Source organism: Streptomyces sp. NBC_01237, assembly GCF_035917275.1.
Lineage (GTDB): Bacteria > Actinomycetota > Actinomycetes > Streptomycetales > Streptomycetaceae > Streptomyces.
The window spans coordinates 874,923-886,954 of sequence record NZ_CP108509.1 but is presented as its reverse complement, the minus strand read 5'-3'; the positions used below and the strand labels follow the sequence as shown (position 1 = coordinate 886,954).

The following is a 12,032-nucleotide window of genomic DNA, read 5'->3' as shown; positions in this document are numbered from 1 at the left end:
GTTCCCGGACCCGCGCCGGGAACGGGGCAGTGTGCGTCGGCGGACGGACTGGCTACGTGGTGTTCGGCAGGGAGGAGGACATCCGGCCCTCGATCAGTTCGCTCACCTGCCGGGCCTCGGGTGAACCGAGTTCCTCGAAGAGGTCCAGCGCCTCCTGCCAGCACGCCCGCGCACGGTCCACCTGGCCCACGGCCTGGAGCGCTCGCCCCAGGACCGTCAGCACGTTGCCCCTCCGCCAGTCCCCGCCGATGCCGCTCAGTACGGCCAGGGCCCGCTCGGCCAGGTCCAGGGCCGCTGCCGGATGGTGCGCGGCGAGTTCGGCCTCGGCGATCCTGAAGAGGCTCATGCCCTCCCAGAGGCGCTGGCGGCTGTCGGCGAACCGCAGATGGGCCTCGCGGAACGACGCGATGGCCTCGTCGAACCGCTGGGCGGCCGTGAGCGCGAGTCCGAGCGCGTAGCGCGCGTTGGCGCCACGCAGGGACATGTCGAGGCCGTCGTAGACGGCCATCCCCTCCTCCGCGAGTGTCAGGGCCGAGGAGACCTCACCGGCGGCGAGCCGGGCACGGGACAGATTGCACAGGACGCTCGCCTCGCCGGGCCGGTCACCGACGGCCTGGAAACCCGCCAGGGCAGCCGTCAGATGACGCTCGGCCTGCTCATGGCGGTTCTGGTAGAGAGCAATCGTGCCCCGGCTGTTCTGCGACCAGCAGATCGCCAGGGCGTCCTGGCAGCTCTCCGCCATCAGGAGCGCGCGGGCGGCCGCGTCGTCGGCCTGCGTGAACCTGCCCGCGTTCATATGGCTCCTGGCCACGACCAGCGCGGCCCGCCCCTCGGCCCTGGGGTCGCTCCGCCGCGCCGCCTCTTCCCACAGGGACGTGGCGACCGCCTCGTACTGCCGTGAAGCGGCGCCCGAGTCCGCCAGATCCTGGGTGGCCCACAACGTGTCCACGGCGCGCCGCAGCGACGGGCCCGCGGACTGGCGGACGGAGGCGAGCAGAGCGGTCGCCTCCGAGTACAGCCAGTCGATCGCCTCGCGTCGGCCGCCGAAGACCAGGCCTCCGTGCTCCGTGGGCTCCAGATGGTCGACCAGCCGGTCTCCGGGGTGCTCCAGCGCGTAGACCCCGGCCGCCGTGGCGAGGTGGAAGTCCAGCAGCCGTGACAGCGCCTTCTCCCTCTCCTGCGGCGGCTGTTCGTCGCGCTCCGCGCAGGCGCGCGCGTAGAGGCGTACGAGGTCGTGGAAGCGGTAGCGTCCCGGTGCCGCCGAGTCGAGGAAACTGGTACCGACCAGGTCTTCCAGCAGGTCCTCCGCCGTGTGCGGCTCCAGGTTGAGCAGGGCGGCGGCGGCGGCCAGCGAGATGTCCGGGCCGTCGGCGAGGCCGAGGAGGCGGAAGGCGTGGGCCTGGGCGGGCTCCAGCTGGCCGTAGCCCAGCTCGAAGGTCGCCTTGACGGCGAGGTCGCCGGCCTGGAGTTCGTCCAGGCGGCGGCGCTCGTCGGCGAGTTTGGCGGCGAGGACGGAGACCGTCCAGGTGCGGCGGGCGGCCAGCCGGGAGGCGGCGATGCGGATGGCCAGCGGCAGGAAGCCGCAGGCGGCCACCACGTCCAGGGCCGCTTCGCGCTCCGCGCCGACCCGCTCCGTGCCGACGATCCGGGTGAAGAGCTGGAGGGCCTCCTCGGGGGACATCACATCGAGGTCCACCAGGTGCGCACCGGCCAGATCGACCATCCGGACCCGGCTGGTGACCAGCGCCGCGCAGCCCGCCGTGCCGGGGAGCAGCGGGCGGATCTGCGCCGCGTCACGGGCGTTGTCCAGGAGGACCAGGACGCGGCGGCCCTCCAGTGAGGAGCGGTACAGGGCGGCCCGCTCGTCCAGGGTGTCCGGGATCGCGGAGTCGGCGGTGCCGAGTGCGCGCAGGAACGAGCCGAGCACCGCCTCGGCCGCCGCCGCACGGAATCCGGCGCCCTGGAGGTCGACGTACAACTGGCCGTCCGGGAAGTCGGTCCGGACCGTATGGGCGGCCTGGACGGCGAGAGTCGTCTTGCCGACGCCTCCCAGGCCTCCCAGCGCGGTGATGGCCATGACCGAACCGTCGGCCCGGAGCAGATGCTCGGTGATCTCCAGAAGATGGTGCTGACGGCCCGTGAAGTCATGAACGGAAGTCGGGAGTTGGTGAGGAACGGCCGGGGGAGGCGGCCAGGGGGTCTCCTCGGCCGGGGACTGCTGCCCGGCCGGGCGGGCCAGCTCCTCGTCGGCCTGGAGGATGCGCTGCTGGAGCTGGGCCAGCTCGGGGCGCGGGTCGACGCCCAGTTCATCGGCGAGCAGCCGGCGGGTGTCCGCGTACACCGCGAGGGCCTCGGCCTGGCGTCCGCTGCGGTATAGGGCGATCATCAGCAGTCCGCGCAGCCGCTCCCGCAGCGGGTGTGCGGCGGTGAGCGCGGTCAGCTCGGAAATCGCCTCCGCGTGGAAACCGGATTCCAGGTTCAGGTCGAGCCGCGTCTCGGTGAGTTCGAGGCGCCATTCCTCCAGCCGGGTGCGCTGGTTCTCCGCGTACGGACCGGGCACGGAGGTGAGCGCCTCGCCGTCCCACAGGGCCAGCACCTCGGTGATCAGGGCGCGGGCCTGAGGGAGATCGCCGTTGATCCGGGCCTGCTCGGCCTCGGTGGCCAACCGCCGGGCGGTGTGGAGATCCAATGCGTCGGCGGGGATACGGAGGGCGTAACCTCCGGCTTCGGAGATCAGGACACCGGGGTCCAGGACTTTGCGCAGCCGGGAAGCGTACGTCCGTAGCGCGGCCAGCGCCTGCTGGGGCGGCTCCTCGCCCCAGATCGCGTCGATGAGTTCGGACGCGGTGGCCGTCCGCCCGTCGCGCAGGAGCAGCGCGGTCAGCAGGGCCCGCTGCTGCGGTGAACCGGAGGCCAGCAGCTCGCCACCGCGCCAGGCGCGTACGGGCCCGAGCACGGCGAACCGCACCCCGTCCACCGGTGGTGCCGTGACCGGTGACGTCGCGAGCACGGGCCGTGGGCGCGGGGCGACGGCGGGGTGAGAGGCATCGGCGCCCTGCAAGATGCGTGTCTGGAGCCGCGTCAGTTCCGGGCCCGGGTCGAGCCCGATTTCGTCGTGGAGCAGTCTGCGGATGTCCGCGTACACCGCGAGGGCCTCGGCCTGTCGGCCGCTGCGGTACAGGGCGAGCATCAGATGCGCGCGCAGCCTCTCGTTCAACGGATGTGCCTGGGTCAGACCGTCGAGTTCGGGAATGATCGCGGCATGATCCCCCGCCTCCAGATCGAGTTCGATACGGAATTCGAGGAGCGCGAGGCGCCACTCGGCGAGACGGGTGGCCTGGTCCGTGGCGAAGGGGCCGGTGATCCCGTCGAGCGGAGGTCCCTCGGTGCGGGCCAGCGCATCGGTCAGCGCCCGCCGGGCCCCGGCGAGGTCGCCCGCCGCCCGTGCCGTCCTCGCCTCCTCGTGGAGCCGCTCGGCGACCGTGAGATCCAGGTCCGGTTCGTCCGTCCCGCCCGGTGCCGGCAACCGGTAGCCGTCCGCCGTGTCCTCGATCTCGATCCCGGAGGAGGCCAACGCCCGCCGCAGCCGGGAGACATAGGACCGCGCCGCCTGCGTCCTGTCGTCGGGCGCCTGCTCACCCCACACCGAGTCCACGAGCACCGTGTCGGCCACGGCCCGGCCCCTGCGCAGCAGCAGCGCCACCAGTACCGCCTTCTGCCGCGACGATCCCATCGGGACCGGCTCCGTGCCCCGCCAGGCGAGATGCGGTCCGAAGACGGTGAACCGCAGGGGTACCTGGTGCGCGCCCGGAACCTCCGCGACCCGAGTGGCCCTGCCGTACAGCCGGTCCAGTACCGGGCTGACCAGGACAGCGAAGGCGGATGTCCCCGCCGAGCGGTGCTCGTCGCCCCGCGGATCGTCGAGCAGCGCGGCGAAGTCCGGCATCCGGCCGAGATAGGGCTCCAGCGCACCGCCGACCGCCTCGACGACCTCGATGGACTGTTCCACGCTGAGCCCGCTCGCCAGCAGGTCCCGGATTCCGGGCCTGAAGTCGTAGAGCGGATCGGCCGGCCCGCCCCCGACAGCCGTCGGCAGACGAAGGTCCCCCGGCCCGCCGTCCTCCGCCGGCCGCAGCAGATCACCGAGCAGGACCTCGGCGACCGCTGTCGGCGACGTGCCGGGCAGGGAGGCGATCCGTACCAGCTGGATGACCGGCAGGCTGAGCGGCCTGATCGCGGAGAGCCGCACGGCCAGCCGGTAGGCGTCCGGGGAGAAGGAGGCCCGGAAGCGTTCCAGACGATGCCGCGGGTGCGTCGAGGGGGGAGGACCGGCAGCCCGTGACGCCACGCCACCGGCGTCGAACATCGCGATGTCCACCAGCGAGGGAGTGCCGGGCCGGGTGAGCAGCCGGGCCCACGCGGACAGCGAGGACGGCGTGAGCGCGACCACCGGGACCGCGGGCCGGTCCGCCGTCCGTCGGACCGGCAGACCACTGAGCGGGTCGAGGATCCGCAGCTCGCGGGCGGGCGCGAACGGCTGCTCCGCCACGACCGGATGAGGCTGTGCGTCGAAGGCCGTGCCACGCCACAGCCGCCGCGGCAGCGGTGGCAGCACGGTCAGCGGCCCGGCGCGCCCCCACGTCTCGATGAACCGGTCCGCCGCAGGGCTCTGCCATGCCTCGTCCACACCGTCCGTCAGCACGAAGGTGACGGGCGATTCCGTCCGCGGAGTTCCGGTGGGGCGGTGACCATCACCCAGGACGAACCGGTGCACCCGTACCGCACGGAACACTCCGGCTCGCTCCAGGAGGCGCTTCACCTCCCGTGCGAGCGGCTGCCAGAGCCGCATGGACGGCGAGTCGTCCACGAGCAGGAAAGCCGTGTGCCGCAACTCCTGCTCGGGCCGGGCCACCACGTCGAGCACACCCGACTCGGCGGTGAGCCGGACCGTGGCCTCGATGTCCGCGACCGTACGGTAGCGGTGGTCGCGGTAGCCGCGCAGCGGGCGCAGCGCGCGGGCCAGCGGCTGCGCCCCCGGCAGCGCCCGGGGCCCCGGTGCGCGAACGGAACGGGCCCGCGTCCCGGCGCCCTCCGGTGCGGCGCCGCTGCCTCCGCCGTCGGCGGCGTACAGACGGTGCGGCCGGCCGGCCGGCTCCGCGGCCTGCGCCGTGACGCGCGGATCGCGGGCGGCCTCGGACGGCGCTGCGGGCGACCCGGGCCCGGCGTCCCCCACCGGCTTCACAACGGGCGCGTCATCCGGCCGGAGTGCCGGCGGGCCGGCCGGCTGCTCGGGCGCCGGTGACGCAGGGCCCATCGCCCGCGCGAGCCAGAGCACATCGAGCAGTTCGGGCGCCGCCAGGTCGTACCCCAGGGAATCCAGGAGCACGTGCAGCCGGTCGATCATGACGGGAACGCTTCGTCCAACCGGTGCATGACCGCGCCGAGCAGCTCCTCTCGCGTGAGGTCGGCCCCGGTGACCCGCAGATGGACGGCGGCGAGCAACTGGTCGGTGGCCAGGCTCTGTACGGCCGCCTTCCGGAGGAATTCGGAGATCAGATCGTCGGCCTCGGACAGGGCGGCCTCACCGAGGTTCTGCCGGACGATGTCACGCAGCTTCGCCTCGTCCGGGTCGCGCAGGTCGAGCCGGACACAACGGCGCAGGAAGGCCGGGGGGAAGTCCCGCTCCCCATTGCTGGTCATGACGACAATGGGGAACTCCTCGCAGGCCACCAGGCCGCGCTGCACCCGGATGCGTTCCCTGCTGCCCGTGACCAGAACATCCGCGGTCTGCTGGTGCTCGGGCAGCCTGGCCAGCTCCGGGATCTCGAACTCGCCCTCCTCCAGCACCACCAGAAGATCGTTGGGAAGGTCCAGATCGGACTTGTCGAGTTCGTCGATGAGGAGCACGCGGGGGCGGCCGGTGGCGGCGAGTGCCGTCCCCAGCGGCCCCAGGCGCAGATAGTTGCCGATGTCCGAGCTCTGCGCGCCGCGCCTCTTGAGCCGCCGTGCCGGACCGCGCGGCGTCTCGCGCTCACGTTGCAGCGACGCCTCGCGCAGTCGGCCGACGGCGTCGTACCGGTACAGGGCGTCCAGCAGCGTGGAGCGGCTGTTCACCGACCAGCGGAGCACCTCGCCCAGCCCCAGGTCCTCGGCGAGGGCGCGGGCCAGTGAGCTCTTCCCGGTGCCGGGACGGCCCGTCACCAGCAGGGGACGGCGCAGATGGAGCGCGGCGTTGACGACGGCGATCTCGTCGGCGTTCATGAGGTAGCGCCGGGAGCCGGGGCTGCGCCGTGCGGCGGGGAAGCGCCGCCACGGTGGCGGCTCGGGCAGGTCGGACGGGCCGCGGAACACCCACCAGGGTTCGGCGGGCGAGCTGCTGTCACCAGGTGCTGTGGCGCGTGGATGCGGCACGACGCGGTCTCCTCGTCGGGGCGGGGTCATGGCTGGGTGAGGGCCCACGGGGCGGGCGCCAGGGGCGGTGGCCGGTGGTCGGGCCCGTCGTGCAGGAGCGACAGCTCACGCCCGTGGTGGGTCGTGCAGTCCGGATCGGCCATGGCCTTGGCCCGCTCCAGCCGGACCGCTTCGGGGATGCGCGCGTGATCGACACCCTCGACCAGCGCCAGCAGGTCCGCCGCGATCTGCCCGCCGTGCTCCTCGCGGTGCCACAGCACGGTGTGGACCCCGGCCTGGATGCACTGGCGCAGCACCAGCCCCTGGTACTGCCGGTCGCAGCAGACGACGACGATCCCGGCCTCCGGATTCACTTCGAGCCTGGCCTGCGCCACCACCGGGTCGGAGGAACGCTGATCGAGCAGCAGCCGGGGCGAGGACGGCAGCGCGCTGCTGCGGCGCTTCCACCCGGCGTGTGTCTCCCGGGTCCGCTCCGAACTGCGCAGCACCACCCGGCGGGTGATGCCGGGCCGGAAGCCCCCGTCGTCGGCGCTGCCCGGGAACTCCCAGGTGTCCACATCGAGCCGCAGCCAGGCGGGGGCCACGAAGAACTCGACCAGCGCCGTCTCCGGATGCTCCTCCACCTCCGTACGCAGCACCTGCCGGATGGCCTCCACGACGCGTTGGCTGGTGACTTCGGTGTCCTCGGTCAGGACCACCTCGTGCCGTCCGTCGCCGCTCCAGACCCAGATCTGATACGTGAAGAGATGGCCGGTGGACACGGGCAGCAGCTCGACCTGGACCCGGGGCGCAGCCGTGCTCGGCGGTCGCGCTCCACGCGCCCCGGCATGCGCCGACACATCCGCCCGGAACTGGGCGACGGCGGCGGGCGCCACACCCAGCCGGGGGGCGGTGCTGCGTACCCACGCGTCCAGATCGTCGGCGAGATACGCGCCCGACGCGCGCTCCTGGACGCTGATGCGGATGACGCCCTGCAACAACGGGGGCATGGGCTGGCCGGGTTGAGGGTCGTAGCACTCCAGGACATCCGTGGCGTCCGCGAGATCGCGGGGCCGCGGCAGGTCGTCCGCAAAGGGAAGCACGGTGCGGACGAGCGCGCCCGGGTCGGTGGTGCGGCACTCCGCGAGCAGGGCGTCGAGATTGCGCCGCTGCCCCGGCGACAGCCGTTCCCGCGGACTGACGATGCGCGCGATCCCGAGCGCCCGCTCCCAGTCCGGGTCGGCCGCGAAGGAGCCGGGACGGAGTTCGGCGAGCTGCTCGTAGACGATGTTGAGGAGTTCGGGGACGCCCCGGCGTACTCCCATGGCCAGGCCCGCCAGTCGTTCGACGTCGGCGGCCGGACCGGAGGACCGCCGCCCCAGCCGCCCGGCGAGCCGCTCCTCGCACGCCATGATCTCTCTGCGGGTCGGCAGCAACTTCTCCAGGGCGCCCAGCAGTTGCTGCCGACCGCGGCCCGCGGCGGGGACGGCGACCGGCGGAAGGCCGGGGAGTTCGGACTCGATGGAGGAGAGCCCGATCGCGTACATCGCGGCGGGCGGGGTGTACTGCCCGGCCGGTGGGGAGTGCTCCTGCGGCGTGCGGCTCTCGTGAGCGGCGACGACCAGCCCGACGACGGCCTGCCGCTCCCGGTCCCACAGCGGCCCGCCGCTGAATCCGTCGGCCACGGTCCCGCCCAGGACGTCGAGCGCGATCCAGGGATGGGCGGAGACCCGTGGCATCGCACGGAGGGTGGGCAGGGCGTGTCCGCTCGCCCACTGGGCGATGACCTCGTTGCCGTCCCGATGGGTCAGGAAGGGGGCCGGCTCGGCGCCCGGTGGGGCCTCGGTGTCCAGCTCGACGACCGCGAGATCGCCGTAGTACGGAAGGGCGCCGGCCCCGGGCGGGCTCGGGTGGTCGGCCTCGGGGCGGCTGCGCGGCGGCCGCCAGCAGTGCGGCAGCACCCGGCCGACCAGCTCGCGCTCCCGGTCGACATGCGGCAACCTCAGCCCGATCTGCTGCCCCCGTGGCGGCAGGGGCGTGTCGAAGCGGTGCCGGCCCAGTGCGCTGTTGATGACATGTGCGCAGGTCAGGACAAGGGTGGGGGAGAGCAGCACGCCCGCACCGACCGGCTGGTCCCGGCCCAGGACGGACACGAACGCCCGGTGCAGCGGCGCGTCGGCGAGCGAGGGCGTCACATCCAGCGGCATACGGGTCAGGAACCGTTGACCTGGCTGGGCAGCCCTGCGACGGGCGGGTGCGTCGGGGCCGCTTCCTCCGTGCCGTTGAGGTTCCAGGTCGCCGAGACGGTGAAGCTGGCCTCGCCGCTTCCGGAGAACACGCCGAGACTCAGGTCGCTGCCCAGCGTGACACCGAACTCGACCGTGACCTCGTCGGGCCGTTGGGCGAACCGGCTGAAGGAGTCGTGGATGCCGCTGAGCACCCCGCCGAGAGGTCGCAGCGCGTCGCTCAGCGCCTGACCGCTGCGGGTGAGGGTCCGCGCCGTGCGCCCGTCGGAACTCACCGGCCGCGCGCTGCCGAACCCCGGCGGCAGGTCCAACTCGCCCGCCGGGGCGCCGTCGTGCTCGACGCTGCGCGCGTCGGTGGCCGGACGGTCCGTCGGCGTCCCGGTCCGCGGCGCGAGGTGCAGGCGTACGACAGAGCCGTCGTCGAAGGTCAGTCTCACATCCTCCATGGCCGAAGTCTCGCACGACAGTGGGGGGTTCGCCGTTCGTTCCGCGGTCTCAGATGGCCATCGGCTCCTGGATCCACCGGCTCACACGGTAGGGGACCCACCAGGCCAGTGGTCCGAGATGGAGGACGAGCTTCTCCTCGGTGAAGTCCTCCAGTGCGTCCTTCGGTACGGACCGGCTCGGAGCCCCGTAGGACAGCTCCTCGACGGCGCTGCGGTAGTGCGGCTCGTCCGCGGTGAAGCGCTGGAGGTTGCCCCAGCGGCGATCGCGGATCTGGAGGAAGCCGGGGCCGTTGCGCCACAGACATTTGCCCAGGTAGTGGCCGTTGCGCCAGGTGGTGAGCGTGGCGAGCGGGTCAGGTGCCCCGTGCAGCGTCCGGGGCGGCTGGAGATGGCTGAGGGTCAGCCAGTCGTCCGGGCGCGCGGGGTCCAGCCGGAGGTCCCACTCGACGAGCACGGCGCGGGCGGTGAGGTCCCGGACCAGGCTGAGCGCCCGCACGGTGCGGCGGGCGCCGTCGAGGTCCCCCGCGGCCGTGAGGTCCACGGCGGCGGGCAGGACGACGCGGCGGGCGCCCAGGTCCCAGAGCCGGTCGCTCTCCTGTGCCACGGGGCCGGTCAGATCGAGTTCGCCCAGGAACATGCCGGGGAGGGCGCAGGCGGCTTCGTCGTAGTCGCGCCAGGCCGCGACGCGCAGGGTGGCCGCGGTGGTGTCGAGGGCTGAGTCCATGGCAGGGGGTCTCCGGCTCGTCGGGTTTCGCTCACATCGGGCATATCACTGGGTCAGCAGGTCAAGGGGAGGGCGAGGTCGTCGGGGGAGCGGGGGCGTCAGGCAAGTACGGCGTCGCGGTCCGTCCTGGTGCCGCTGTCCGTTCCGCGCTCGGACCCGGAGCCGGACTCCGGCGGGGAACCGGGTGCGGGCGCCGCGTGCGCGGTGCGCATGAAGCCCAGGCGCAGCAGGTCCTCGTTCACGGCGGAAGGGGCGAGGTGCACGAAGTGGCCGCCGTCGGTGAACAGCAGCCCGCGCTCCTGCCAGTGGGCCAGCAGCGCGTCGACGTCCGCCTCGGTACGGGTGTGGCCGGGTACCCGTACCGTCGCCTTGCGAAGGAGCGAGGCCGGTGCGTGGGGCTGGTCCAGCAGGCGGAAGACCGCGATCTCGAAGGGGTCGGAGAGTTCCATGACCCGCCAGTCGAAGGCGCGCCGCCTGCTCACGAGGATGATCCGGTCACCGAGGTCCGCCTGGGTGAGGCGGGCGTCGGCGTGGTGCTCCTTCCAGAGCGCCAGCGCATCGTTGAGAGCCGAGACGGTGGTCTCGCCGATGCCCCGCTGAGGTGCCTCGAAGACGTAGGCGAGGTCGTACAGTTCCTCTTCCGGCAGATCGTAGGTGAAGCGGTAGTGCGCCTCGGGCCGGAGCCCGGAGAACCCCAGTTCAGGTTTGTTGAAGTACGGGCTGAAGCGTTCGATCGCGATCCGTGCGGAGAGATCGACGGGCGGGTCGAGGTGCTCCAGTGCCGGAATCTGGGCGATGACCCCTTCGTAGTCCTTCGCGCTCTCCCCGGGAAAGCCGTGGAGGTAGTTCCACGAGATGGACAGCCCCGTCTCCGCCCCGTCCCGGAGCATCCGGACGTTCTGGCAGCCGCTGACGCCCTTGTCCATCAGGTCCAGCACGCGCTTGTTGAGGCTTTCGATGCCGGGCTGCACGTAGATGAGGCCGGCGTCGGACAGTGTGCGCAGCTGGCTGCGCCGCATGTTGGCCTTGATCTCGATGTGCAGCCGCAGGTCGTACCCGCTGTCGATGATGCGGGGCAGCACGGTGGAGAGATAGCCCATGTCGAGGATGTTGTCGACGACGTACATGTCGAGCACCCGGTGCTTGCGCGCCAGTTCCATGATCTCGTCGTAGAAGACATCGGGGCTCTTGCTGCGGAACTGCATGAAGGAGCCGTTGAGTCCGCAGAAGGTGCAGTGGTGCTTCTCGCCCCACCAGCAGCCGCGCGCTCCTTCGACGACGAGCTTCGGCTCGACCCAGTTGCGGGCGGCGGAGGACGCCAGACGTTCGAAGTAGCCGCTGTAGTCGGGTGCCAGGATGGTCGCGGGCGGCAGCGGGCTCGATGCCATGGGGTTCACGGTGCTCACCCCGTCGTCCGTCCGGTGGCACAGTCCGGACACCCCGGCCAGGTCCTCCCCCGTGGAGAGCGCGCTGAGCAACTGGGGGAAGGCGGCTTCTCCCTCGCCCCGCACGACATAGTCGACGAAGGGGAAGTTGCGGTGCAGGGCCGCCCCTTGTTCGGCGTCGCAGTTGGCGCCGCCCATGACCGTCCTGATGTGCGGGGCGAGCCGCTTCACGTGCTTGGCGGCGGCCAGGGCCGCGGTGTTCTGCTGGAACGTGGAGGTGAACCCGACGACGTCGGGCGCCTCGTCGACGATCCGCTGGGCCATCTCCGCGACGAAGTCCGGTGCCAGACGGTGCAGTTCGTGGGACATCTTGAGGCGGGACTTCTTCAGCCGGGTGCGCATGGCCTCGGTGAACTCCGCCTCGCGCCAGGAGGGGTCGTCGTAGAGGGCCGAGGAGAAGACCCAGTCGCCGCAGCCCATGAAGTACGAGGAGAGGGCGTAGTACTCGTAGTCGTCGGCCGTGAACTCGGTGCGTGAGGTGATCCAGTCGGTGAATTCCAGGTTGGCGTGGAGCACCGTCGCCGAGGCCCCGGGAACGCGCTCGTCCACGCTGCGCTTGAGGATCCCCAGGGCGAGTGACGGAAGGTCGATGGGCGACCAGGGCATATTGACCAGCAGAACACGCACGGGGGCTCCTTGCGGTGGCGTCGCGGCGGCGGGGCGGGGACGTGCGGGGGCACCAGGGCACTCGGGACGGTCCGGGCCGTCAGGGACTCCGGAGGCCAGGAGGCCGGGGTTCCGGAGGTCCGGGTTCCGGGTTCCGGAGGGGAGGAGGCCGGCC

The 12,032-nt window shown here is 72.4% G+C and carries 6 protein-coding genes and 1 pseudogene; all 7 read right to left on the bottom strand.

The genetic code is table 11. From position 1 onward, the window contains the following. Positions 1-52: 52 nt before the first annotated feature. On the bottom strand, positions 53-3,010 hold the full coding sequence (locus OG251_RS45125) for a BTAD domain-containing putative transcriptional regulator (protein ID WP_442818476.1): 2,958 nt from the start codon (positions 3,008-3,010) through the stop codon (positions 53-55). A gap of 108 nt (positions 3,011-3,118) precedes the next feature. Then, positions 3,119-5,404: pseudogene (locus OG251_RS45120) on the bottom strand (SAV_2336 N-terminal domain-related protein); the annotation flags it as partial. Next, positions 5,401-6,411 (bottom strand): AAA family ATPase, encoded by a 1,011-nt coding sequence (locus OG251_RS40290; RefSeq protein ID WP_326682226.1) that lies wholly within the window; start codon positions 6,409-6,411, stop codon positions 5,401-5,403. The pseudogene OG251_RS45120 and the gene OG251_RS40290, both read right to left, overlap by 4 nt. Positions 6,412-6,437: 26 nt before the next feature. Then, positions 6,438-8,597 (bottom strand): VMAP-C domain-containing protein, encoded by a 2,160-nt coding sequence (locus tag OG251_RS40285; protein WP_326682225.1) that lies wholly within the window; start codon positions 8,595-8,597, stop codon positions 6,438-6,440. A gap of 5 nt (positions 8,598-8,602) precedes the next feature. Next, on the bottom strand, positions 8,603-9,082 hold the full coding sequence (locus OG251_RS40280) for a CU044_2847 family protein (protein WP_326682224.1): 480 nt from the start codon (positions 9,080-9,082) through the stop codon (positions 8,603-8,605). Positions 9,083-9,131: 49 nt separating this feature from the next. Beyond that, positions 9,132-9,806: a DUF5825 family protein gene (locus OG251_RS40275; RefSeq protein WP_326682223.1), complete on the bottom strand. Its 675-nt coding sequence runs from the start codon at positions 9,804-9,806 to the stop codon at positions 9,132-9,134. A 98-nt stretch (positions 9,807-9,904) separates the two neighbouring features. Then, positions 9,905-11,878 carry a RiPP maturation radical SAM C-methyltransferase gene (locus OG251_RS40270; protein WP_326682222.1) on the bottom strand — a complete coding sequence of 658 codons (1,974 nt, stop codon included), beginning with the start codon at positions 11,876-11,878 and terminating at the stop codon, positions 9,905-9,907. Between the last annotated feature and the right edge of the window lie 154 nt (positions 11,879-12,032).